21 protein-coding genes are annotated in these 23,144 nt (G+C 70.5%); 9 read left to right on the forward strand and 12 right to left on the reverse strand.

Annotated features, from left to right (window positions below; genetic code table 11):
• The first annotated feature begins 93 nt into the window (after nt 1-93).
• From ACWD5Q_RS09655 to ACWD5Q_RS09665, 3 genes are all read left to right on the forward strand, one after another.
• On the forward strand, nt 94-2,049 hold the full coding sequence (locus tag ACWD5Q_RS09655; protein WP_451426586.1) for an ABC transporter ATP-binding protein: 1,956 nt from the start codon (nt 94-96) through the stop codon (nt 2,047-2,049).
• 155 nt (nt 2,050-2,204) lie between these two features.
• Entirely contained in the window at nt 2,205-3,026 is an 822-nt protein-coding gene (locus ACWD5Q_RS09660; protein ID WP_451426468.1) for a helix-turn-helix domain-containing protein, read from the forward strand.
• Nucleotides 3,023-3,208 carry a DUF397 domain-containing protein gene (locus ACWD5Q_RS09665; RefSeq protein ID WP_451426469.1) on the forward strand — a complete coding sequence of 62 codons (186 nt, stop codon included), beginning with the start codon at nt 3,023-3,025 and terminating at the stop codon, nt 3,206-3,208. Before ACWD5Q_RS09660 ends, ACWD5Q_RS09665 begins: the two co-directional genes overlap by 4 nt.
• Nucleotides 3,209-3,287: 79 nt before the next feature.
• On the opposite strand, the gene ACWD5Q_RS09670 is transcribed toward ACWD5Q_RS09665, so the two are convergent.
• The 4 genes from ACWD5Q_RS09670 to ACWD5Q_RS09685 form a co-directional block, all read right to left on the reverse strand.
• On the reverse strand, nt 3,288-4,121 hold the full coding sequence (locus ACWD5Q_RS09670; RefSeq protein ID WP_451426470.1) for an SAM-dependent methyltransferase: 834 nt from the start codon (nt 4,119-4,121) through the stop codon (nt 3,288-3,290).
• A 176-nt stretch (nt 4,122-4,297) separates the two neighbouring features.
• On the reverse strand, nt 4,298-4,987 hold the full coding sequence (locus ACWD5Q_RS09675) for a hypothetical protein (RefSeq protein WP_451426471.1): 690 nt from the start codon (nt 4,985-4,987) through the stop codon (nt 4,298-4,300).
• Entirely contained in the window at nt 4,984-5,997 is a 1,014-nt protein-coding gene (locus ACWD5Q_RS09680; protein WP_451426472.1) for a WXG100 family type VII secretion target, read from the reverse strand. Before ACWD5Q_RS09680 ends, ACWD5Q_RS09675 begins: the two co-directional genes overlap by 4 nt.
• On the reverse strand, nt 5,994-6,308 hold the full coding sequence (locus tag ACWD5Q_RS09685; protein WP_451426473.1) for a hypothetical protein: 315 nt from the start codon (nt 6,306-6,308) through the stop codon (nt 5,994-5,996). Before ACWD5Q_RS09685 ends, ACWD5Q_RS09680 begins: the two co-directional genes overlap by 4 nt.
• Nucleotides 6,309-6,617: 309 nt before the next feature.
• Here ACWD5Q_RS09685 and ACWD5Q_RS09690 point away from each other — a divergent pair, with 309 nt between their 5' ends.
• Nucleotides 6,618-7,583, forward strand: coding sequence for an RNA polymerase sigma factor (locus ACWD5Q_RS09690; RefSeq protein ID WP_451426587.1), 966 nt, complete (start codon nt 6,618-6,620; stop codon nt 7,581-7,583).
• Nucleotides 7,584-7,655: 72 nt separating this feature from the next.
• Here the strand turns inward: ACWD5Q_RS09690 and ACWD5Q_RS09695 are convergent, their stop codons facing one another.
• From ACWD5Q_RS09695 to ACWD5Q_RS09710, 4 genes are all read right to left on the reverse strand, one after another.
• The gene (locus tag ACWD5Q_RS09695) at nt 7,656-9,275 is read right to left on the reverse strand and encodes an amidohydrolase (protein ID WP_451426474.1); all 1,620 of its coding nucleotides are present in this window, start codon (nt 9,273-9,275) and stop codon (nt 7,656-7,658) included.
• Nucleotides 9,276-9,649: 374 nt separating this feature from the next.
• Nucleotides 9,650-10,303, reverse strand: coding sequence for a TetR/AcrR family transcriptional regulator (locus tag ACWD5Q_RS09700; protein ID WP_451426475.1), 654 nt, complete (start codon nt 10,301-10,303; stop codon nt 9,650-9,652).
• A gap of 110 nt (nt 10,304-10,413) precedes the next feature.
• Nucleotides 10,414-12,507: a HelD family protein gene (locus tag ACWD5Q_RS09705; RefSeq protein WP_451426476.1), complete on the reverse strand. Its 2,094-nt coding sequence runs from the start codon at nt 12,505-12,507 to the stop codon at nt 10,414-10,416.
• 205 nt (nt 12,508-12,712) lie between these two features.
• Nucleotides 12,713-13,834 carry an alpha/beta fold hydrolase gene (locus ACWD5Q_RS09710; protein ID WP_451426477.1) on the reverse strand — a complete coding sequence of 374 codons (1,122 nt, stop codon included), beginning with the start codon at nt 13,832-13,834 and terminating at the stop codon, nt 12,713-12,715.
• 438 nt (nt 13,835-14,272) lie between these two features.
• On the opposite strand from ACWD5Q_RS09710, the gene ACWD5Q_RS09715 reads away from it, so the two are divergent.
• From ACWD5Q_RS09715 to ACWD5Q_RS09730, 4 genes are all read left to right on the forward strand, one after another.
• Nucleotides 14,273-14,686 (forward strand): hypothetical protein, encoded by a 414-nt coding sequence (locus tag ACWD5Q_RS09715; protein ID WP_451426478.1) that lies wholly within the window; start codon nt 14,273-14,275, stop codon nt 14,684-14,686.
• 78 nt (nt 14,687-14,764) lie between these two features.
• Nucleotides 14,765-15,460, forward strand: a complete 696-nt coding sequence (locus ACWD5Q_RS09720) for a response regulator transcription factor (RefSeq protein WP_451426479.1) — start codon at nt 14,765-14,767, stop codon at nt 15,458-15,460.
• A 6-nt stretch (nt 15,461-15,466) separates the two neighbouring features.
• Nucleotides 15,467-16,864 carry a sensor histidine kinase gene (locus tag ACWD5Q_RS09725; RefSeq protein WP_451426480.1) on the forward strand — a complete coding sequence of 466 codons (1,398 nt, stop codon included), beginning with the start codon at nt 15,467-15,469 and terminating at the stop codon, nt 16,862-16,864.
• A 195-nt stretch (nt 16,865-17,059) separates the two neighbouring features.
• Nucleotides 17,060-17,698: a hypothetical protein gene (locus tag ACWD5Q_RS09730; RefSeq protein WP_451426481.1), complete on the forward strand. Its 639-nt coding sequence runs from the start codon at nt 17,060-17,062 to the stop codon at nt 17,696-17,698.
• A 38-nt stretch (nt 17,699-17,736) separates the two neighbouring features.
• Here ACWD5Q_RS09730 and ACWD5Q_RS09735 read toward each other — a convergent pair whose 3' ends face one another.
• From ACWD5Q_RS09735 to ACWD5Q_RS09750, 4 genes are all read right to left on the reverse strand, one after another.
• Nucleotides 17,737-18,174, reverse strand: coding sequence for a glutaredoxin domain-containing protein (locus ACWD5Q_RS09735; protein WP_451426482.1), 438 nt, complete (start codon nt 18,172-18,174; stop codon nt 17,737-17,739).
• A gap of 199 nt (nt 18,175-18,373) precedes the next feature.
• Nucleotides 18,374-19,168, reverse strand: a complete 795-nt coding sequence (locus ACWD5Q_RS09740; protein WP_451426483.1) for an SGNH/GDSL hydrolase family protein — start codon at nt 19,166-19,168, stop codon at nt 18,374-18,376.
• 235 nt (nt 19,169-19,403) lie between these two features.
• A complete protein-coding gene (locus tag ACWD5Q_RS09745; RefSeq protein ID WP_451426484.1) occupies nt 19,404-19,652 on the reverse strand; it encodes a hypothetical protein in 249 nt (82 codons plus the stop codon).
• 384 nt (nt 19,653-20,036) lie between these two features.
• Nucleotides 20,037-22,022, reverse strand: a complete 1,986-nt coding sequence (locus tag ACWD5Q_RS09750; protein ID WP_451426485.1) for an N-6 DNA methylase — start codon at nt 22,020-22,022, stop codon at nt 20,037-20,039.
• Nucleotides 22,023-22,182: 160 nt separating this feature from the next.
• On the opposite strand from ACWD5Q_RS09750, the gene ACWD5Q_RS09755 reads away from it, so the two are divergent.
• Nucleotides 22,183-23,124: a serine/threonine-protein kinase gene (locus ACWD5Q_RS09755; RefSeq protein WP_451426486.1), complete on the forward strand. Its 942-nt coding sequence runs from the start codon at nt 22,183-22,185 to the stop codon at nt 23,122-23,124.
• Nucleotides 23,125-23,144: the final 20 nt, after the last annotated feature.

The following is a 23,144-nucleotide window of genomic DNA, read 5'->3' on the forward strand; positions in this document are numbered from 1 at the left end:
ACGCGCGGGGCAAGGCACGGGGGTGTCCGGGGTGCTCGCACCGCGGGCGTTGACCTCGACAACGCTTGAGGTTCTACCGTCGGTCTCATGAGCATGGAAACCACCGCCTGGCACCAGATGCACAGTGTCATGAACGCACAACAGGAGCGCCGGCCCTTCGCCCGGGCGACGCTGCGGCGCATCGGGGCCTTCGCACGCCCGCACCGACGGCGTATAGCGCAGTTCGTCGTGGTCAGCGTGGTGACCGCGCTGCTCGCCGTCGCGACTCCCGTACTCGCCGGCCGCGTCGTCGACGCGATCGTGTCGCACGGGGACCAGAGCAGGGTCGTGGGGCTGTCGGCGTTGATCGCCCTCATCGCGCTCGCCGAGGCGGGGCTCGGGCTGCTCGGCCGCCGGTTGTCGGCCACGCTGGGGGAGGGCCTCATCCTCGATCTGCGGACGGCCGTGTTCGATCATGTGCAGCGCATGCCGGTCGCGTTCTTCACCCGTACGCGTACGGGAGCGCTCGTCAGTCGTCTCAACAACGACGTCATCGGCGCCCAGCGCGCCTTCAGCAACACCCTGTCGGGCGTCGTCGGCAACATCGTCACGCTGCTGCTCACGCTCGCCGTGATGCTCACGCTGTCCTGGCAGATCACCCTGCTCGCCCTGGCCCTGCTGCCGGTCTTCGTGGTGCCGGCGCGCCGGATGGGCAGCCGGATGGCACGGCTGCAGCGGGAGGCCGCCGACCTCAACGCCGCGATGGGCACCCGGATGACGGAGCGCTTCTCCGCCCCGGGCGCCACCCTCGTCAAGCTCTTCGGACGTCCGGAGGAGGAGTCCGCCGAGTTCGCGGCGCGGGCCCGGCGGGTGCGGGACATCGGGGTGCGCACGGCGATGGCGCAGTCCGCGTTCCTCACCGCCCTGACCCTTGTCTCCGCCCTGGCGCTCGCCCTGGTCTACGGCCTCGGCGGCTGGTTCGCCCTGCGCGGCACCCTGGAGCCGGGCGCCGTGGTCTCGCTGGCCCTGCTGCTCACCCGGCTGTACGCACCGCTCACCTCCCTCGCGGGGGCCCGGGTGGAGGTGATGAGCGCCCTCGTGAGCTTCGAGCGCGTCTTCGAGGTGCTCGACCTCAAGCCGCTGATCGAGGAGAAGCCCGGGGCGCGCACCGTCCCCGAGGGGCCGGTGTCGGTGGAGTTCGACGACGTCCGCTTCGGCTACCCGGCCGCCGACCGGGTCTCCCTCGCCTCGCTGGAGGAGGTGGCGAACCTGGACAGCCGCGGCGGGGCCGAGGTCCTGCACGGCGTCTCCTTCCGCGCCGAGCCCGGCCGGACGGTCGCCCTCGTGGGCTCCTCGGGCGCCGGCAAGTCCACCGTCGCCGCTCTGCTGCCGCGGCTGTACGACGTCGACGCGGGCGCCGTGCGCGTCGGGGGGATCGACGTCCGGGAGCTGAGCGCGGCCTCCCTGCGCGAGACGCTGGGCATGGTCACGCAGGACGGCCACCTGTTCCACGACACGGTACGGGCCAACCTGCTGCTGGCCCGCGTGGACGCGACCGAGGACGACCTGTGGGAGGTCCTGCGCCGGGCCCGGCTCGACGACCTCGTACGGTCCCTGCCCGACGGCCTCGACACCGTCGTCGGCGAGCGCGGCTACCGGCTGTCCGGCGGCGAACGCCAGCGGATGACGATCGCGCGGCTGCTGCTGGCCCGCCAGCGCGTCGTCATCCTCGACGAGGCCACCGCCCATCTCGACAGCACCTCGGAGGCGGCCGTCCAGGAGGCCCTGGCCGAAGCCCTTCAGGGCCGTACCGCCGTCGTCATCGCCCACCGTCTGTCCACCGTGCGGGCCGCCGACGTCATCCTGGTCGTGGAGTCCGGCCGGATCGTGGAGCGGGGCACGCACGAGGAGTTGCTGGCCGTGGGCGGACGGTACGCGGAGCTGTACCGGACGCAGTTCGACACGGCACGGGTGGCGTCGCGGACGGAGCGGACGGGAGAGGCGGCGGAGACGGAGGAAGCCGAAGCGCCGGCCATGGCGGAGGTCGCCCCATTCCCCGAGGGCACCTGATCGCTTCACCTGCGCGCCGGGGCCGGTCGCTCGCTGCCCGTACAGGCCCTCTTGTACGGGCGTTGGCTGCGCCGCGCGCGTAACCCCGGCTGAAGGTCGGACCGTTGTACCCGAGTGCAAGATGTGCCACGAGTACGACAAGGGGGTCGTCGTTCATGGCGATGAGCAGTGCACTCGAACCGTCCGGCAGCCTGAGGGCGTTCGGGGCGGCCTTGAAGGTGTTCCGGGAGCGAGCCCTGTTGACACAGGAGCAGCTCGCCGAGCGGCTCAACTACTCGCTCGCCTTGGTCGCTTCGGTCGAGCAGGGCCGACGGATGCCGACCGCCCAGTTCATCGAGCGGGCGGAGGAGGTGCTGGAGGCGTTCGGAGTGCTGCGTGCCATGGCGCGGCACGTCGGGCGGGAGCGCGGGCTGGCCGTCTGGTTCCGGGAGTGGGCGCAACTGGAGGAGACGGCGGTCACTCTGTGCACGTACGAGTGCCGGGTCGTGCCGGGGCTGCTGCAGACCGAGGCGTACACGCGGGCCGTGATGCTCAACGTCCCGCCTCCGCCGACGGAGGAGCAACTCGAGGAGCGGATGGCCGCCCGGCGGGCGCGCCAGGAACTGCTGACGCGCAGGCCGCCGGTCGCGTTCAGCTTCATCGTCGAGGAGTCGGTGCTGCTGCGGCACACAGGAGGTGAGCAGGTCACCCGGGAACTGCTCGGCCGCCTCCTCGCCTGCGCGGAACTGTGGAACGTGGAGCTCCAGATCATGCCGTTGCGGCAGCCGTACCACGCGGGCCCGGACGGACCGATGCAGCTCCTGGAGACCCCGGAGCGCCAGTGGCTGGGGTACGCGGAGGGGCAGAAGACCGGGCAACTGGTCTCCGGCCGGGAACCAGTGAGCGTCATGCAGATGCGCTATGCCAAGATGCGCTCACAGGCCCTGTCCCCGGCGGACTCGGCGGAGTTGTTGCAGCGGATGCGAGGAGCGCTATGAGCACCGGCAGCGAGCTGGACTGGTTCAAGAGCAGCTACAGCGGGTCCGAGGGCGACAGTTGCGTGGAGGTCGCACATGCTCCCGGAGCCGTGCACGTACGCGACTCCAAGGAGAAGGACGGGCCACGGTTCGCGGTCTCCCCTTCCGCGTGGCGTGATTTCCTCAGGTGCGTCGTGGCCTGACCGATCCATGCGACCGTGCACGCGCGTGGCGCGAAGCATCCGGGCAGCGCGACGTGCGGAACTCCACGCCCGGAAGTGATCAACGCTTCAGGCCGACCCCGCCGAACATGGCGACCTCCTCCGGCTCCGCCCCGCCGGTGCCGTCCGGACGCCAGCGCGAGCAGGACACCACGCCCGGCTCGAGCAGTTCCAGACCGTCGAAGAAGCGGGTGACGTCCTCGGGCGTGCGCTGGGTCAGCTTCGGTGTGCCGTGCTCGTTCCAGAACTTCACCGCCTCGTCGACGTCCGGCATCGCCGGGCTGGTGATCGTGTGCGACAGGACGAGGTGGCTGCCGGAGGGAAGCCTGTCGACCAGCCGCCGTACCAGACCGTACGGGTCCTCGTCGTCGCCGATGAAGATGACCACGCCGAGCAGCATCAGCGCCACGGGCTGCGTGAAGTCCAGTGTCTTCGCGGCGTGTTCGAGGATCGCGTCCATGTTGCGCAGGTCCTCGTCGAGGTAGTCGGTGTGGCCCTCGGGTGTGCTGGTGAGCAGCGCGCGGGCATGCGTCAGGACGAGCGGGTCGTTGTCGACATAGACGATCCGCGACTCCGGGGCGATCCGCTGTGCCACCTCGTGCGTGTTGTCCGCGGTCGGCAGCCCGGTGCCGATGTCGAGGAACTGGCGTATCCCCCTGTCGGCGACCAGATGACGTACGGCACGGCCCAGGAAGAGCCGGTCCGCGCGGGCGTACTCGCCGATGTCCGGGTGCAGTTGGCGGATCTGGTCGCCGGCCGCGCGGTCGACCTCGTAGTTGTCCTTGCCGCCGAGCCAGTAGTTCCAGATGCGGGCCGTGTGCGGCTGAGTGGTGTCGATGCGGGCGTGCAGCGTCTGGGCGGCGGGGTCAGCTCCGGCGGACGGGTTCTCGGTCACGGATGGACTCCTGCGAGGGTGAGACGGATACGCGGGCAACGAGCAATCTAGACCGCGGAGTTGACCTTCGCAGACCCTCCCGCTGTTTTCGCCGCCGGTCCAGCCGCGTCAAGCAGGTTGAGGATGCCGCGCCTGTTCGGCTCGCCGGAGGTCGATCGTCGGAACGTCGCGCCGGGTCAGGGCCGCGGGGGTGGGACGATGCCCCGACTCAGCGCCTCCAGAGCCTGGGCCTGCTCTTTGGTCGCCTCGACCGCAGCCAGGGAGCCGTCGGCGAAGTGCAGGTCCACGCGATTCGAGAGCGATGTGTGCCGGACGGCGACGCTCTGGAGCTGTCCCGGCAGGATCTCACCCAGACACCGGGCCTCCTTGAGCGGCGTTCCGGGCGGAATCTTGCCGAACAGGGGCACCTTCTTGGCGGAGACCGTGCACATCAGCAGGATCCTGCGGTCGGTGAAGACCATCAGCACCTGTTCGTTGTCGTAGGTGCTCGGGGTGCGGGGTCCGGTGCGCACAACGATCACGAACTGGCCGGCCATGCTCTGCCATCCGCCGGTGAGACCGGCCCCGCGCACCATGCGTCGGAACCTGCGGATGATGCCGAAGTCGAAGTTCTCGACGGCATCCACGGCCGAGGCGGCAGCTTCGACAGTGTCCTGCACCGCGCCGAGCGTGCCCGTCCACTGCTTGCCGGACCGCAACTCGCGGGGGAGGGTGCGGCGGATCAGATCGCTCAGTTTCACGTTGACGATCCCGAGCAGTCGCTCGTGCGGCTGCAGCCATGGTGCGATCAAGGGCACATGGGAGCCGACGCCGTACAGGTACGGCTCGAAGATGGGCTGTGGCGGGCCGTACTGGCCGGTGCTCATCCGAAGTCCTCCTCGATCCGTGTCTTCGGCACACGGTACGGTGCCTCGTCTTTGCGGCCGTCGAGCTGGCCGGCCACGGCGTCGACGGCGGGGTCCTTGCTCAGCCCGTCCGTGACCGCGCTCATCGGGCCGTCGGCGCCGACCGTCACTCCGATGCCGCCTGCGATGACGCCCTTCGCGGCGCCGTACACCGCCTTGGTGCCGCCGGCGGCCGCGAACTCTCCGAGGTTCTCCATCGACGGGGAGCTGACCAGGTCCTTGATGCTCGTGGTCCTGTTGCCCATGCCGCCGATCTTCCGCACGGCCTTGGCCGCCTTGAGGCCTTCCTTGATCCTATCGAAGGACCTACCGGCCTCCTTGATTTCGCGGACCGCCTTCATCAGCTTGTCCAGCGTCTCGGCGAGGCGGGCCGATACCTTTTCCACCCGTGCGATGAACGCCGTGATCTCGGCATCCGCCACGAGGGCGTCGGCAGCGGTCGCAAGGCCGAGGGTCAGGATGTCGACCGCGACCATCGCGGCGAGTGAGACGATCAGCGCCTCGATCGCCTCCCGGATGATCTCGATGATCATGTTTTCGGCGAGCTGGCAGGCGGCAGCCGCCTGGCTGATGATCTGTGCGATCTCGTCCATGTCCTTGGCGGTGCCGTCGATGGCCTCGACCACCTGGCCCATGTGCCTGCCGAACGCGTCCGACGCGTCGCCTTCCCACTGTCCGGCGAGTGTGCCGCCGCCCTCGCGCAGAGCGTTGCCGACCTCCCGCATCGCCTTCGCCTGGGCCTGCCACTCGTGGGCGGCCGCAGTGAGTCCGGCGAGGTTGCCGGTGACCTCCTCCAGCATGTCCATCAGCCCGGTGGAGTCGAGCGCCGCCTTGACGATGCTGTCCAGACCGGCGTCCAAGCCGTCCGCGACGGGATTCTCGATCTGCGGCAGCGGGATCAACGGCTCGTCGACGAAGTCCCGCGTCCACTTGTACGCGTCGCCGATCTGTTGGAAGGTGCCGCCACTCACTGTCCGCCTCCGAAGGAGGCCTCGATGTGCACGTCCTGGCGCTCGTAGTTCATCGCCGAGTCCTGGAGACCCTCACCGGTGTCGCGAAGGATCTCGAGCAGGTCGGCGAAGTTGCCCTGCTCGGCCTGCACGTGCTCCTGGTACGCCTCGTAAAGGTTCTGCGCGTTCGGCAGCTTGCCGAAATCGTTCGACGAGAGCGGCACTGACGCCACTCTCGGCCGGATCCGCGCGATCTGCTCAGCCTGGGCCTGGATGACCTGGTCGTACGACTTCAGCGCGCCCGGATGGACCCGAAATCCCTGACCCCCCACAGCTTCCCCCTGATCGCGGAATCGGCCCCTCATCGTATGTGCGAGATGATCACTGAACTTGCGATTTGAGGCTTTCTTTACGCTTTGTGTTCTTGGCTTTGGGGGGGGCGGACTGCTGCGGTACGCGGGGCGGGTGGCCGGCCCTGAGGCCTCCTGCGTCACGGGAAGCGATATCAGCGTCGACGGCGGCTGGAATGCCTGACCGGGTCTCGCGCGATCGATCGACGGAAAAGTATGGCGCACATGCGGGGTACCTTCTCCACGGGATGCACGGCGGCAGCGGGGCCGGGTGCTGGAGGGGGTCTCATGATGCGTGACGTGGCCGAAGCCGAACGCCGTGAGGATGCGATGCTCGCACGCGCCGCCCAGGCGGGTGAGGCCGCCGCGCTGGGCCTGCTGCTGGAGCGGCATCGGGCAGGCATGCGTGCCGTGGCGCTGAGCATGTTGGGGCCGGGTGTCGATGCCGACGATGTGATGCAGGACGCGGCGTTGACCGCGCTGCGGCGGATCGGCGATGTCCGTGCCCCTGAGGCCGTGGGGGCGTGGCTGCGGATGATCGTGCGCAACGCCAGTCGGTCCCTGCTGCGGGACTCCGTTCACACCCGGCCGGTGGACGACCTGGCGCTGCCCGCCCTGGACGGCGGCCCGGAGCAGTGGCTCGAGCGGAACGCGTTGCGGGATTGGATCTGGGAAGCCCTGGAGGAGCTCTCCCCGGTGCTGCGCATGCCTTTGGCGCTGCGTCACTTCACCACCGGAGTCACCACTTACGAGCAGATAGCGAACGTCTGCGGGGTCCCGGTCGGTACGGTCCGCAGTCGGCTCAGCCAGGGGCGGGCCAAGCTCGCGACTGCCCTCGCTGCGACGGCGGATGCTTCGCACGGAGATGTCGAGCGGCGCGTCCGCGCCAGCCGGATCGAGGCCCGCGAGACGCTTGACGCCGCCGAAAGCGGAAACTTCGGCAAGCTGCTCACGGAGCGCTGGGCGCCCGGACTCGCCCTCATGAGGGGGAGGGACCGGGTCGGGGGCCGGGATCTTCTCGTCCGCTCGATGGACAACGACATCGAAGACGGCGTGCGACAGCACCTCGTCCAGGCGGTTGCCGGGCGGTCGTTGACCATCTGGGAGATGGACATCCTCAGTCCCGCGGACAACCCTGAGCACTGCCCGCCCTCCGTGGCCTGGATCATGACCCTGGACCACGCCGGGCGGGTGCTCCATCTACGACTCCTGCACCCCAGGCCGGTGCAGGCCCTCGAATCCCTCCCCGTCCTCTGACGGACGCCACATGAAGTGGCGCCTTGCCGCCGGGGTGTGGCCGTGTTCCTTTCCTCTGTCGGGCGCGGTCTCTTACCGCGCGCCGGCCGGTGTGACGAGGAGGCCGCCGACGAGGGTGTGGATGGGGTTGAGGTCGCGCAGGGTGTCGCTGGGGCAGTGGGCGGGGTCCTGGTCCCAGACGGTGAGGTCGGCGAGGCGGCCGGGAGTGAGGGTGCCGCGCAGATGTTCCTCGCCGAGCAGCCGGGCGGCTCGGGTGGTGTGCAGGGTGAGGGCTTCGTCGTACGTGATGGCGTTCTCGGGGCCCTGAACACCGATGACGGTCTGCCGGGTGGTCATGCCCCAGACGGAGCGCATGGCGCCGAACTGGCCGACGGGGAAGTCGGATCCGGCGGTGACCAGGGCGCCCTGGTCGAGCCAGCCTCGGGCGGGGAAGAGCGCGGCGACGCGTTCCGGGCCCCAGAAGCCCAGTTCCACCTCGGCGGTGTCGTGCTGCAACGGCTGCTGGATGGTGACGGGGACGCCCAGGGCGACGGCGCGTGCGCGCTGTTCCGGGCCGGCCAGGCCGCCGTGCTCCATCACCAGCGTGCCCTCCGGCAGGCCGGGGTTGCGCTCGAGGACGCGTTCGTAGACGTCCAGGAGGACGCGGACCGCGCGGTCGCCGTAGGCGTGGGTGCCGACCCGCCAGCCGCGCCGGACAGCGGCCTCGACGGCCTCGACCAGCGCGTCGGGTTCCCAGGTCAGCGTGCCGGAGAAGGTGTGGTCGCAGACGTAGGGCTCTTCGGTGGCCCCGGCCTCCAGCCCGCCGTCGAGGACGAACTTCACTCCCCACACCCGCAGCCATGGGTCGGAGCTGTAGCGCCAGTCCTCCATGGCGTCGAGCAGGTCCTCCACCTGAGCCGCGCTGGTCAGGCCGATCGCCGAGATGAGGGCCCGCACCCGGGTATGCAGCGTCCCCGCCTCGCGGGCGGCGAGGAGCGTCGCGTAGTCGTCGGGGGAGACAGCGCAGTCGCGCACGGTGCCGATGCCCGTGGCGGCGTACTGGCCGCTGGCCAGACGCAGCCCGTCGATGAGCCGCGACCGGTCCGGTGCCGGGACCAACTGCTCCACCAGGCCCATGGCGTTGTCGATCAGTCGGCCGTCGAGCCTGCCGTCGGCGTCGCGGCCGATGACACCGCCCGGCGGCACGGGGGTGTCCTCGGTGATCCCCGCCAGGCGCAGCGCGTAGCTGTTGACGACGTCGTTGTGGGCGCCGCGCTTGACCAGGATCGGGTGACGGTCGGTGGCCCGGTCGAGTTCAGCCACGGTGGGCATGCGCCGTTCCGCCAGGTTGAGTTCCTGCCAGTTGGTGGTGGTGCGAATCCACTGACCCTCGGGGGTGGTCCGGGCCCGTTGCCGGATCAGGTCCAGGAACTCGGGGATGGTGCGGGCCTGGTGGACGGGAACGTCGTGCGCGCCGCGCGCGGCGTAGATCAGGTGGGTGTGGGTGTCGTCGAACGCGGGCAGCACCGTGGCACCGGGCAGGTCGTGGACCGTGGTGCGTGCGCTGACCCACTGGTCGAGACCGTGGGGGTCGGGCGAGAGGGCCGCGATGCGGTCGCCCCGCACGGCCAGCGCCTGCTGCGGGGCCTGGCCGGGGACCAGCGTGTGCACCGCGGCGGCCCGGATCACCAGGTCGGCTCCGTGATCAGTCATGGGTCTTCTCCACCACCATCTCGAAGGTGTCGTCCGGACGTGTCAGGGGCCACGGGCGGCCGGGTCTGCGCCCAGCGGACCGGTGGGTGGCCGTGTCCGGTGACCCGGCGGTGCAGGGACCGTCAGCTGACGCGCATTCATCCGACAGCCGATAGCGCACGAAACACGCCATTGATCTTCATATCGTACAGATCATGAACCGGGCGCTCGACGGGACGGGCCGGTCGTCGGCCACCGGGCCCGCGAGAGTGCGGGGAAGGCTGCTGCGGAACCATGGAGGCCGGGGTGATCGTTCTGCCCTGCCGGACCGGACGGCCTGATCGAGGACCAGGAGGCCACGCTCGCGCCGAAGTCGCCGAAGTCGCCGTGCTCGCTCAGTCGCCGACGGCCGTCAGGCCGCGGCGCAGCAGTGCGAAGGCGTGGTCGGCGTCGGCCACCGCTTCGGGGTAGACCTCGTCCGCGGAACGGCCGCCCACGATGCGTCGCCAGTTCACCGATGCCAGGATGCGCTGCGTGGCGATCACCTGGCCGGCCAGCAGGGCTGCGGTGATCTCGCGGCACTTCCCGTCGAGGGCGTCGACCAGGGCGTCGACCAGGGCTTCGGCCAGTGTCTCCTCCGCCTGGGCCAGGTACTGGCTGACGCGCGCCACGAGGCCCGGCGTGGAATAGACAAGCGTGTGGAAGGCCAGCACGTCTTCGGTGTCGTTGAGTCCCGTGATGGGGTCCCGGTCCGCCAGCCCGTCCAGGAAGTGCTGGTGCAGGGCGTCGATGGCGGACACCCCCGGCGGCCTTTCCGCCACCACGGTGCCGCTCACCGTCTGGTGGTCGGCGAACCGGTGGACGACCAGGTCTTCCTTCGTGGGGAAGTACTTGAACAGCGTGGGCTTGGAGACCTCGGCCACCGCCGCGATGTCGACCACCGACACATGGTCGAAGCCGTGCTCGAGGAAGAGCTTGATCGCCGCATCGGAGATCGTCTCTCGCGTGCGTTGCTTCTTGCGTTCCCGCAAGCCCGTCGGCGCTACCACGCCTCCACCCTAGCGCGCGCTCACCAAGGCAATCAGGTGACTCGATATGTTGTTTAACTTGGTTAATCCAATTCCCCGGGCGGCGGATGCGGCCGAACCCTTCCGTTCCGTCAGTCGGCAAGCGGCTCCGGCAGCGGACGGGTGTGCAGCACGTCGAGCCGGGACACCGCCCGGGTCACCACGACGTACAACCGGTTCAGTCCGCGCGGCTCGGACTCGACGATCGCGGCCGGCTCCACCACGATGACGTGGTCGTACTCAAGTCCCTTCACCAGCGTCGCCGGCAGTACCGTCACCCGCGCGGCCGTGCCGACGTCCTCGGCGGTCGCCGTCTCGATGCCGGCCTTCCGCAGTGCCGCCGACATCCTGGCGACCTCGTCGTCGGCGGCGATGACGGCGATCGAGCCCTCGCGCTCAAGGGCCGCCCGGACCGCCGTCGTGGCGGCGACCGCGGTGTCGGCCACCTCACGGACGCTCAACTCCCCGTCGTGCCGGAGCGAGCGGGCAGGGGGCACATCGGCGTCGAGCGCGGTCACCAGCCGGTTGGCCAACTCCATGACGGCGGCGGGCACACGGAACCCGGTGGTCAGCGGCACAACCGTGGCCTGCGCCTTGCCCAGGTACGTCAGTTGCTGTCGCCAGGTCCTGGCCGACCAGGGCGCGGTGGCCTGCGCCAAGTCGCCCAGCACCGTGACCGAACCGAAGGCGCTGCGCCGGGCGATCGCCCGGCACTGCATCGGCGACAGGTCCTGGGCCTCGTCCACGACCACGTGTCCAAAACCCTCGGGGCGGTCGATGAGCCCCGCGACCTCGTCCAGGAGCAGCATGTCCTCGGCCGACCACGGGGCGCTCTTCTCCGACCTCGGCGGCCTGGCCCACAACAGGGCCGCCTGCTCGTCCGCGTCGAACAAGTCCTCGGCCGCGTCGCCCAGCACCGCGGCGTCGCTCAGCAGCGTGGCCACCACCTCCTCGGGGCGCGCCGCCGGCCACGCGGCGTCGAGGAACGCGGCGACCGGCTTCGACCTGCCGATTCTCCGGGCCCAGGTGACGCTTTTGGGGCCGGCTCGCCGTTCGGCCTGCTGCTGGATCAGGTTCACCACGCGGGTGCGTACGTGTTCACGCCCGACCGCGTACGGCACGCCCTGCGCCCGTACGTCGTCGATGACCCGGGCCATGTCCGCGGAGCCCACCCGCCAGCGGTAGGAGCCGTCGGTGACGGCGAGGGACTCCTCGGGGCAACGGACCCGGGCGTACAGGGCCCGCTCCAGCACCACGGCCATGCGGTCGCTGTGCTTGAGGGCGGCCACGTCCTCTCCGTCCTCCCGCCGCACCGGATGCCGGGCGACCACGTCCTCCACGGTGAGCTGGGCGATGTCGATCTCACCGAGCGACGGCAGCACCTCGGAGATGTACCGGAGGAAGGTCCGGTTCGGACCGATGATCAGCAGACCGCCGCGCTGCAGCCGCTCGGGAAAGGTGTAGAGGAGGTACGCGGCGCGGTGCAGGCCGACGGCGGTCTTGCCGCTGCCCGGAGCGCCCTGGACGCAGACCGATTCCTTCAGCTCGCCGCGGACCAGGTCGTCCTGTTCCGGCTGGATGGTGGCGACGATGTCGCGCATCGGGCCCAGCCGTGGGCGCTCGATCTCGGCGGCGACGAGGGCGCTCGCCGCGTCGTGTTCCTCGGCCCGACCGGACCGGTCGAGGTGCTCGTCCTCCAGCCCGGTGAGGTCCTCCGGAGCGCCGTGGCTCCATGGTGCCCAGCCGAAGCGACGCCGCACCGAGACTCCGCGCGGGTCCAGGGTGCTCGCCTGGTAGTAGATACGGGAGACCGGGGCACGCCAGTCGATCACAAGGGGCGGCGCGGCGGGGTGTTCCGAGACGCGCCGGCGGCCGATGTAGTACCGCTGCCGCCGGTGGTCTCCCGCGGCGACGGAGTCCTCGAAGTCGAGCCGGCCGAAGAACAGCGGGCTGTCGGGCTCCTGCGCCATCTGCCGTGCGCGGGTGCGCAGATACCGTCCGAGAGCCTCCGCACTCGCGCCGTCACCCGAAACGTCCTCGCCCGCGACGACCTGGTGGCGGGCATCGTCGACCTGGCGGGTCATCGCCTCGCGGCACACGGCGACGTACGCACGCTCCCGGGCGAGCTCGTCGTCGAGCCCGACGGCCTCCTGGGTGCCGTACGTGTCCTGGACGTGTGACGTCATCGAACGAGACCTTTCCGAAGCCGACGGTCCTGCGCGCCGTCCGGCAGGGCCGGACGGCGGTTCCGCGTCACAGCATAACTGAACCGAGTTAAGAGATTGGCTGAGTTGCGTTATCGGTGGCCGGTTGCCGCCGGGCCGAGATCAGAGCACCCGGCACCGCCGCACGCACGAGGTGGGCGGGCGCGTAGAGCTCCTTGCCGACCGGTCACCGGGATGCCGCGACCGATGCCGCTGTGAGTCTGTCCACGGCCGCCGCGACCGCCTCGGGGCTGGAGATCATCGTCAGGTGCCGGGCGCCCGGGATGAGCGTCGCAGGTGGTGCGCCGATGCGTCGGGCGGTCTCCTGCGGCGTCTGCCGGGTGAACACGTCGTCCCGGGCACCGAACACCACCGACTTGGGCAGGCGCACCCCGGCAAGCCGAGCCACCTGGTCCGCCGGCAGCCCCGGCACCCCGGCGCCCAGCATGCTCCAGAGCGCGCTCTCCGCGCCCGGCACCCGGAGCGGACGGCGCCACTGATCCAGACCGGCGGCGTCCAGGCGCGGACAGGCCGGCCCGCACTGTGCGTCGTACACGCTGCGGATCACCGCGTCGACGCCGAGCCCGAGCCGCAGCAGGCTGGTGCGGTACGGGTCGATCAGCAGGTACCTGAAGGCGGGCGGCGGCCCGGCACCCGTGTCGAGGGCGTCGCCGTCGAGGAGCATCACACCCCCCAGCCGGCCAGGAGCCCGCAACGCCGCCTCGGTGACCACGGCGGCTCCGCTGGAGTGCCCCACCAGTAGCGGGCGCTCGCCCGGACCGCCGAGGTGCATGGCGCTCAGGAAGCCCAGGAGCTGCCGGGTGAAATGGTCGACGGTGTACGGGCCGTGGCGCTCGCTGTATCCGTCGCCCGTCAGGTCGAGCGCGTACACCCGGTGGTCGCGGGCGAGCAGCGGGGCAAGGCGCGACCAGGTGTCCACGGATTCGAAGGCGCCGTGCACCAGGACGACCGGTGGGCCCGCCGTACCCCAGGTCTGGTAACGCGTGTGGATGTCGGCGGCCTGTACGTACCTGAGCCCCCGCGGCGGTGTGGCGCGCCCGGCCGTGACGCCGTTGTAGACGAACGAAGCCGCCGTGACGACCACCAGCACGACGGCACAGCCCAGCGCGGCGCGCCGCAGCCACCGACGCAGCCGGGAGGGGCGCGGCCGGTGCGCGCGTTCGGCAGGGACCGACGGCGGAGCGGGCGCGGGAGGTGCGCTCCCGTCTCCGTCGCCATCTCCGGCGTCGGCTCCGGCTCCGGTTTCAGTGTCGGCTTCGGCTTCGGCTCGGTGAGGATCAGCTGTCACAGCCCACAGCATCGCCGAGGGCGCACCTGCGCTCATCCTTCGGGGGAGCCATCGTGACTACTCCGCCGGGGGTACTCGGGGTCGAGCGCGCTGAGCCGCTCCGGACGGTGCGGCGTGGTGGTGCGCAAACCATCGGAAGTGGCGGGAAAGACAGGAGAGTTGACCACGCGGCGATTCCTGGCGCAGGGGCACCGCCACCCGTTCCCGCGCTTGCGATCACCTCCGAGTGGGGTACGGACGGCTCAACGGAGGAGTGCCGTCCGCGACGTGCCTCTTTCGTATCACTCGTCTGCCTTGTCGGGGGCGACGGCGAGCGGCCGTCCCACGAGGCTGGACGTAACGCACGTCCGGCACGCTGCCCATCCAGGACTCGACCACGCAGATGCGATCGCGGTGCGACAGGCGCGTACCGCCGGTGGAGGGAGAAGGTGCCGTCGGATGTCACAGCACACTGCGAGGGGGCCGGAGGCCACCTGGGTGGCCAGGTGTGCGGGGGCCCTGCTGTGCCTGGCGGTGGCCGCCATCCATGTCGTGGATCAAGGCGGCGTCACGACGACGAGGAGCCCTCACTACATCGGTGTCGCCTACCACGTCCTGGAGATCGTCGCCGTGGTCGCTGCCGCGCTGCTTCTCGCCGGTCTCGTCCGACTGGGGTGGCTGCTGGCGGCCGGGGTCGCCGTCTGTCCTCTGCTGGGGTACATCCTCTCCAGAGGCCCAGGACTTCCCGGCTACACCGACGACATCGGCAACTGGACGGAACCGCTCGGGCTGGCAAGCCTGGCTGTGGAAGGAGCTCTCCTGCTGTTGTCGGTGCCGCTCCTCGCGCGATGCCTGCGCCGCAGAAACTACTAGAACGCGGCAGCGGCTGCCGTGCGTGCCCCGCCCGCCGTCGATCCGGAGAGCCGTCCCCGTCGTCCTACGCTGGGTGCCGTGAAAGAGGAAAAGGGCCTCCGCGACGATTCCGACGCGCTCACCGTGCTGGTCGTCGAGGACGACCCGGGGCTCGCCGGGTCGCTGGTGCGCGGCCTGGAGCGAGCCGGGTACCAGGCGACCGGCGTCGGCACCGGACGAGGCGCGCTCACCCACGTACCGGCACCTGACGTGGTCCTGCTCGACCTCGGTCTGCCGGACATGGACGGCATCGAGGTCTGCCGCGTGCTGCGCCACCAGTCGGACGTGGCGATCATCGTGGTGACCGCGCGCGGCGAGGAGGGCGACCGGGTCGCCGCCCTCGACGAAGGCGCTGACGACTACCTGGTCAAGCCCTTCGGACTGGCGGAACTGCTGGCGCGGATCAGGGCCGTACTGCGACGCATCCGCCCGTCCGGGCCCGAACTGCTGACCCACGGCCCGCTCGTCGTCGACCCGCGCACCCGCAAGGTCACGGTCAACGGGGAGGAGATCGCGCTGACTCCGAAGGAGTTCGACATCCTCCAGTGCCTCGCCGCCGATCCGGGCCGGGTCGTGACGCGTCAGGAGATCCTGGAACGCGCTTGGGACGCCCACTGGTACGGGCCCACGAAGGTGCTGGACGTCCACATGGCCGCGCTGCGCCGCAAGCTGGGTGTCCCCGGGCTGGTCGAGACGGTTTACGGGCGCGGCTTCCGCCTCGGTGAAGTCGGCTGACGCGCCGTGACCCGCCGCATCGCCCTCAGCGTCCTCGCCCTGATCACCGCGATCCTGGTGCTGGCGGTGGTGCCGCTCGGGCTGATCATGACGCAGCGCGAGCAGACCTCGTTCCGGGACGAGGCGGCCGCGAAGGCGAGGGCAATCGCCTCCGCCGCCGAGGAGCACCTGTCCGACCACAAGTCGGACGCACCGGCGCGGAGCCTCGTCGAAGAGGCCCACAAGAGGGGCGACTGCGCGAGCGTCTACGACAGGGCGGGCCATGTGCTGCTGTCGACCGCGTGCTCCGAGGTGGCCGGAGACGAATCCGCAGGTCTGGTCTCCGCCGTACTCGCCCACCCCGGCACCCTGGTGCGCCAGGACGATCAGTGGCTGACCACCGCCGTACCGGTCGGCGACACCTCCGATGCCGTGGGCATCGCCGTCCTGAGCCGTTCCACCGATCCGCTGCACGACCGGATCCTGGCGATGTGGGGCTGGCTCGCGCTGATCGGCATCGGCGGCCTCGGTGCCGCCGTGCTGCTCGCGGTGCTGCTGGCCCGCTGGGCCGGCCGTCCGCTGCGGGTGCTGGACCAGGCGGCGCGGCGGCTGGGCGAAGGGGAGCTGGACGCGCGGGCGCCGGCCGAGGCGGGGCCGCAGGAGGTGCGCCGCCTCGCCGCGACGTTCAACACGATGGCCGCGCGCACCGAGGCCCTGGTGCACGGTCACCGTGCCGTGGTGGCCGATGTGTCGCACCAGTTGCGCACCCCCCTGGCGGCGCTCCGGCTGCGGCTCGACCTGCTCGCCGCCGATGCCGAGGGGGACACCGCAGCCGAGCTGGCCGACGCGCAAGGCGAGATCGCCCGCCTGTCCCGGTTGGTGGACGGCCTGCTGGCGGTGGCGCGCGCCGAGAACGCGGTGCCGCGTCCGGTGCCGGTCCGGGTGGACCGCCTCGTGGCCGAGCGGGTCGCCGCATGGGAGCCCGTGGCCGACGCGGGCCGGGTCCGGCTTGCCGCCGACTGCCGCCCTGGTCTCGCCGCCTTCCTCGGCGAGGGCGATCTGGAGCAGGTGCTCGACAACCTGATCGCCAACGCCCTCGACGCGGTCCAGGAGGGCGGCCGGGTGCTGATCACCGGCAAGCGGCAGGGCGGAAGCGTACAGCTCCGGGTGGTCGACAACGGCCCTGGGATGGGCCGGGCCGCGCGGGAGAGCGCGTTCCGTAGATTCGGCAACCCCGAGGCGAGCGGTACCGGGCTGGGCCTGGCCATCGTCCACCGGCTGGTCACCGCCAACGGCGGCACCGCCGAGCTACTGGATCCGCCCGGGGGCGGGCTGACCGTCGCGTTGTCGCTGCCCGCGTCCCGGCACCTGCACGACCGCGGCGGCAAGGCCGACTCCGGCGGTACGCCGATGAGGAATGCCTGAGTGGTCCGGCACCGGCACTGCGCCTGAACCCGGCACCGGGGCGTGCTTCGGACCGGCGGCCGGACCAGCGGACGTGAACCAGTTCTTAACTTCATGTCAGACATACTTCTGCCCGCTCCGGCGCATGCGCCGGAGCGGGCAGAACAGCATTGCCATCCGGGCCGGGCGGGGCCTGATCACCAGGAGGACGGACGAGTGACCGTGATCGGCGGCAGGACACCGGTGGACACCTCGTTCGAGCCGCCCGGTACGACGTCCGGCGGGCCGGAGGGGAATGAGCGGCTGACCGCCGCGACCGGTGCGGTCCTGCTGATCCTGTTCGCCGTCGAGGGCGTCACCGTCCTCTTCCTCGGGCAACTCCTCACCCTGCACTTCTTCATCGGACTGTTGCTGACCGGCCCGGTCTGCCTCAAGATCGGCTCCACCGGCTACCGCTTCTACCGCTACTACACGGGCTCGCCCGCGTACCGCCGCAAGGGGCCGCCCGCACTGCTGTTGCGCTTGCTCGGCCCGCTGGTCGTCGCGACGAGCGTCGCCGTCCTCGGTACGGGAGTGACGCTGGCGCTGCTCGGACGCGATACCGGTCCGGTTCCGGTGCTCCTGCTGCACAAGGCCAGCTTCCTCTGCTGGATCGCTGTGATGGCCGTGCACGTCCTCGCCTACCTATGGCGTCTGCCAGGCCTCATCGGAGCTGACCTGCGCAGACGGCCGGCGCGCCACGGAATCGCCGCCCCGCAGCGCGTGGCACGCTGGTCGCTGCTCGCGGTAGCGCTCGGCGGGGGACTGGTCGTCGCACTCGCCGGCGTACACCTGGCTTCGGGCTGGAGCAGGTAGCGCAGCCAAGAGGTCGCGCACGTAGGCGCCACGCCCGGTCAGGGAGCAGTGGAGAGCTGTTCGCGCACCCATGCGGGATCGGGGTTGGTGTGCGCACGGCCCGCCACGACGACGGTCGGCACCGTCTCGTTGCCGTCGTTGGCCGCCTTCACCACTGCCGCCCCAGCCGGATCACGCCAGATGTCGACCCAGTGCAACCGGTGAGCGCTGCGGCCCAACCGCATGCGCAGCCGCAGACAGTACGTGCAGCCCGGCCGCCAGTAGACGACCGGCCGGCCGTCGGCCGCGCTGCGGCGTTGTGCCTCCACCGCACCGATCGACCTCGGGAACACCAGGGGCGAGTTGACGCCGGCGAGCACCACGAATACCAGCAGGAATGCAACGGCCGAGCCGAGCTCCCAGTTGAGTATCAGCCCGGTTGCGACGGCCGAGCCGCACAGTACGAGCATCAGGGGCAGGATCCAGGCGCGCATCATGGTGACGCACGTTATCGGTGAGCGAGCTGCTCCTCGAACCGAGCCCGCCCACCCGGGCGTTCACCGGACGAGCGGCGCGGACGCAACGAAACGGCACCCTGCCCCCGGGGGCGGTGTGGGGGAGGGGCGGGCCCCGTGCGCGGTGCGGTGCGCACAGGGGCCCTGGAGGGCAAAGGGGTCGGCTGTCGGTGCGGGTCGGTCAGCTGTTGGCGTTGAGGACGGGGTAGAAGCCGGAGGCGTGGCCGGTGGCGGTGGGGTGGTAGGACTCCCAGGACGGCGAGATGACGATGGAGTGCAGCCAGTTGTCGCCGGAGCACAGCTCGTGCCCGTTGAAGGTGGTGCGGACGTCACCGAAGACGAAGCCGTGTGCGGCGGCCCTGCTCTGGATGACGTTGTCGAGGACGTCGGAGGCCTCGTCGATCTTGCGGTGCTTGGTGTCGCTGAGCCCGACGCAGAAGATGTTGAGGGTGTACAGGTGCGGGTAACCCAGCACAACGACCTTGGCGTTGGGAGCCTTGGCCCGGATCGCGTTGTAGGTGGCGTCGAGGCGTGCGGGCAGCGTGTTTTGCGCGTAGCCCTCTGCCTGGTTGACCCGGTTGACGCAGTCGGAGTCCGAATCCGTCGCGCAGGCCGTCATGACGTCGGCGAAGCCGGCGTCATTGCCGCCGATGGTGAGGGAGACCAGGGTGGTGGAGGAGTTCAGGGGCCCGAGCTGGGAGTTCGTCACGTCCGTGGTGACCGCGCCCGAACACGCCGTGTCCGCGAAGGAGGACGGGGCGTGCGCGTTCTTCCACAGGTAGGGGTAGGCGCTGAAGCTGCGGTGGCAGCCGCCGCTCGCGCTGTCGTAGTTGCCCGCGCCGTTGCCGGCGGAGTAGGAGTCGCCGAGCGCGACGTACACGGGGCCGGCGGCTTGGGCCGGAGCGGTCAGGCCCAGGCTGAGCAGCACTGCGGCGCCGAGGGCTGCGAGCACGGACAGCGGCTTGGTCGATCTCACGAGACCTCCAGAAATGGAATGTTGGATTCCGCCGAACGGCAGACGGAAGGACTGCGTGATGAGGCGGACATGACAGATCAACCCTCTTGCTGGACTCCGCGTCCGTGCCCTGGTCTCACGGGGATGGGGCCAGGGGCGGGCCGAACGCGCAGGGCCGCCGCGAGAAGGCGGTGGGATGCCCCCGGCGGGCCGGTGGGGGTGACATGGGTGCCGCGAGGGCGTAGCCGGCGGATCGTCAGTGCATGCTGGTGCCGCGCGTGTTCGGCGTCTCGGTCGCGGGCCTGGAGACGGGGTCGCAGGGGCGCGCGCAGCGGCGGCGGATTCGGGTTCGACGGAAGTCGAGCGGGTCCTCGGCGAGCCCGGCCGTGGAGGCGGTCCGAGTGGTGGGGGCGGTGAAGGTGGTGGGTACGGTTGCCACGAACGGGTCGGACACTGTGGCGATCGGTCCCGTGCGTCTCGCGGTGCTGGGCTTCGTGATCCGCATGCGTTCCTCCTGTGGGGGGATGCGGGTCAGAGGGGCGAGTGGGTACAGCGCGAGCTCACCTGTCGATGGGTTGGACGTGCTCCTGACAGGTGCACTACTGAAGTGTCGTGAGTTTAGGGGGCGTCGGCAAGTCATCGGCGGCAGAAATTTACGCGCGTAGCACCTCGCTCTCTGCCCGCTGCCTGCCACCTCCGCAAACTGGACGGCAAGGCGGCTGCGGCCAACACGGCTCGACGCGAGAGGGCTGCGTTCAACGAAGCTCTCGACACTGCGGCGGAGAAGGGGTGCTTCGCGGAGAACCTCCTTAAGGGGCTTCGGTGGACGGCGCCTGCAGCCGAACTCCGGCACCGTGGCCGGAGCCGCCGAAGGCCCGCCAGTGCTCCGTCAGATGTTCAGCCCACCTGCCGCGAGGAGATCGACCACGTCGCTCACCAACCCCTTGCCTACGCCCCTGGCCTGGACGAGTTGTGTCTCGAATGCCCTGAGGTCGCGAAATACCTCGGCGTACGCCGCCTGCTCCTCCAAAGGGAGTTGGAGTACCTGCAAGCGCCGGATGTCGACGCGTGACGAGCTGGAGGCGTGGGTGCCTGCCTGGCGTCCGTTGGAGGGCGCCCGCAGGCAGCCGGCGAGGAAGTGGGCGTCCAGTTTCGTCGGGTCCACGCGCAGGGCGTAGAGCTGAGACCCCAGGGCCATCGGAGGCCCTTCGTGCACCCATGCCTTGAACGCACGCACGACACCGGCGACCACCACGTCGCCCTTCTCGACGATCGCGGGCGCCGAGTCGGCGGGGGCGAGCCCGCTGGGAGCACCGTCTGTCAGCAGATCGGCAACGCTGAGGAGAGGTACGCAGGCATGGCCGGGCGCTGCCGCGCCGTCCAACGGCTGTTGTCCCGCGCGCAGCGACAGGGCACCGGCCTTGACGAGGTCTCCCACGCCGGCCGTGGTCTGCGGCCTGCCGGTGGCGAATCCCAGTTCCGACAGGCGCTGGGCTCGACGGGCCAGGTCGGTCAGCAGCTTCTCCGCTTCCTTCCAGGTCGCCGCGAGTTCGACGCCGGACGGCTCGCTGCTCGCCGACGTGTAGCGACCTGGGGTGACATCGACCTCGTCATCCAGGAGTTCGATGAGTGGAACACGGACGGCTCCGTCCGGCAGATACCCGTTCGGGCGGTCGAGGGCTTCCAGGGCGGAGAGGACAAAGGCCTGTAGGGCATCCCAGTTGGGGCCGGGTTCACGCGTGCCGGTCCTCGCGAAACCCGTCGCGTCGACGAGGAGCGCGTCCTCGCCGGGCATAACGGCACCCGGGCCGTCCGGAGCGGCCCTGAGGATCCACAGCTGCAGTGAGACGCTGTGCGGCTGGGCGCTGCCGGGTGGGAGTGCGACCACTGCTCGCAGCGCGCCGGTACGCAGCAACGAGCCTCGGATGCGCCGGCCGGCCTTGCGTGAAGCGACAGCCGGAGGCAGGACGACGGCGGCTGCTCCGCCGGGCTTGAGATGGGCGAGCAGGTGCTGCACCCAGGCCAGCTCCGGCTCGGTACGGGGAGGCAGGCCGTGTGTCCAGCGCTGGTCGGTGGCGAGTTCCTCGTAGCCCCAGTCACGTTCGTTGAACGGGGGATTGCAGAGGGCGATGTCCGCCGGGATCCCGGTGAACGGGTCCTCGCGTAGCGCGTCCGCCGTGGCGACCTGCGCATGGATGCCGTGGTCGTCCGTGACGAAGGCCAGCCGCGCCGAGGCCAGCGCGGCGAGGGCCGGGTCCCGCTCGCATGCCAGCACCGTCAGGCCCGGCCCCGTGTACTCCTGCACCGCGGCGGCCGCCAGATGACCCGTGCCGCAGGCCGGGTCGAGGACGGTGAGTTCCTCGTTGCGCCGACCGATGCGGACGCCGAGCGCGATCCGCACCATCAGGGCGGCGAGCGGCGGCGGTGTGGTGCTCAGCTGGCGCACATGGGTTTCGAGCCACCGCTGGAGCAGGAACTCGAATGTCGCGCGGGCCCCCTCACTCCGTCCCAGCTTCGCCGCCTCGACCGCCAGCTTCTCGGCTTCCGCCGTGAGTTCGACCCGTGAGGCGCGGGAGCGAGGAGAGTGCATGCGGCGGCCCGCTTCGGCGATGGCCAGGCCGGACTCGTCCCGGCTGCCCAGCGCCTCGAATCGGGGCCACAGGAGTTCACGCCCACCGATGGTGTCGAGCTTGCCGTTGTCTCTCAGCCACTGCTCGATCTCCGCCAGAGAGAACTGGGGACTGACGTCCGTGCCACCGATACGCGTGGGGAAGGAGTCGTGACGTCGCCGCCAGTTGCTCACCGCGGCACGCCCCACGCCGGCGATCCGAGCGATCTCGGCGAGGCTGACGGGTACGGAATCGGTTGTACTCATCGGCAGTCTCCGAGGTGCTGGGGCGTTTGTATGCGGGGCGGGCGATGTACGGGTCTGTGGGGTGGTGGTGGCTGCGCGTGAAAGGCTACTACGCTCATTGACTTTGTTCACAGTGCAAATATCCGCAACCACCGTGCAGGAAGTGTGGAGGATGGGAGAAATGCAGAGATTCACGCCGGGAACCGTGCTTCTGGACCGTTATCAGCTGACCTCGGTGCTCGGCCGTGGCCTGATGGGGCAGGTGTGGCAGGGGCGTGACCTGCGCCTGGAGCGGCCCGTGGCCGTGAAGACCGTCGCCGCGGACCTGCTCGCCGCCCCCCGGAGCCGGGAAGAGGCGCTGCAGCGCTTCCAGAGGGAGGCGAAGGCGGCGGCGCGCCTCGGCCATCCGAACACGACCACCGTCTTCGACGCGTCGATCACGGACGGTACGTGCTGCCTGGTGATGGAACTGATCGAGGGCACCACCCTCGAGTTCCTCTTCGACCAACAGGAGCACGGACGTTTCGACGTGCCCACGGCCGCCGCTGTCGCGGCCCAACTCTGTGCCGGCCTCTCGGCCGCCCACGCGGCCGGTCTCGTCCATCGTGACCTGAAGACCCAGAACATCATGGTCCGCAGGGACGGCGTCGTGAAGATCCTGGACTTCGGACTGGTGAAGGTCCTGAGCGACACCGACCCGCGCCTGACCATGACCGGTGAGAGCATCGGCAACATCGTGTGCGCCTCGCCCGAACTGCTCTCCGGGCAGGGCCGGCTCGACGGGCGCAGCGATCTCTACGCCGTGGGCTGTCTGCTGCACCACATGCTCACCGGCGAGACCCCCTTCCTCACCGACCAGCCGGCACTGCTCGTCACGCATCACCTGACCGCCCCGCCGCCCGTGATGGCGGACTCGGGTCTCGCCCTTCCGACTGACCTGCGGGAGCTGGTCACCGCCCTGCTCGCCAAGCGTCCGGACGACCGTCCGTCCTCCGCGGCCGAGGTGTACGAGGCCCTCGCCCCCTATCTGCCCGCCCCCTGCCCCGAGTTGGCGACCAGGCCCGGCCTCCCCGAGGACCCCCGTCGCCCCTTCATGGTTCCGCAAGGGCCGATCCCGGTGTGAGCGGTCCCGGTCATCCGAGG

Source organism: Streptomyces sp. NPDC002513, from assembly GCF_053595355.1.

What these genes read in the sequence shown, in the direction of transcription:
- ACWD5Q_RS09655 (WP_451426586.1), top strand. Translation starts at nt 94, where the DNA reads ATGGAAACCACCGCCTGGCACCAGATGCACAGTGTCATGAACGCACAA.
- ACWD5Q_RS09665 (WP_451426469.1), top strand. Translation starts at nt 3,023, where the DNA reads ATGAGCACCGGCAGCGAGCTGGACTGGTTCAAGAGCAGCTACAGCGGG.
- ACWD5Q_RS09745 (WP_451426484.1), bottom strand. Translation starts at nt 19,652, where the DNA reads ATGCGGATCACGAAGCCCAGCACCGCGAGACGCACGGGACCGATCGCC.
- ACWD5Q_RS09755 (WP_451426486.1), top strand. Translation starts at nt 22,183, where the DNA reads ATGCAGAGATTCACGCCGGGAACCGTGCTTCTGGACCGTTATCAGCTG.
- ACWD5Q_RS09690 (WP_451426587.1), top strand. Translation starts at nt 6,618, where the DNA reads ATGCGTGACGTGGCCGAAGCCGAACGCCGTGAGGATGCGATGCTCGCA.
- ACWD5Q_RS09715 (WP_451426478.1), top strand. Translation starts at nt 14,273, where the DNA reads ATGTCACAGCACACTGCGAGGGGGCCGGAGGCCACCTGGGTGGCCAGG.
- ACWD5Q_RS09735 (WP_451426482.1), bottom strand. Translation starts at nt 18,174, where the DNA reads ATGATGCGCGCCTGGATCCTGCCCCTGATGCTCGTACTGTGCGGCTCG.
- ACWD5Q_RS09675 (WP_451426471.1), bottom strand. Translation starts at nt 4,987, where the DNA reads ATGAGCACCGGCCAGTACGGCCCGCCACAGCCCATCTTCGAGCCGTAC.
- ACWD5Q_RS09660 (WP_451426468.1), top strand. Translation starts at nt 2,205, where the DNA reads ATGGCGATGAGCAGTGCACTCGAACCGTCCGGCAGCCTGAGGGCGTTC.
- ACWD5Q_RS09705 (WP_451426476.1), bottom strand. Translation starts at nt 12,507, where the DNA reads ATGACGTCACACGTCCAGGACACGTACGGCACCCAGGAGGCCGTCGGG.
- ACWD5Q_RS09750 (WP_451426485.1), bottom strand. Translation starts at nt 22,022, where the DNA reads ATGAGTACAACCGATTCCGTACCCGTCAGCCTCGCCGAGATCGCTCGG.
- ACWD5Q_RS09695 (WP_451426474.1), bottom strand. Translation starts at nt 9,275, where the DNA reads ATGACTGATCACGGAGCCGACCTGGTGATCCGGGCCGCCGCGGTGCAC.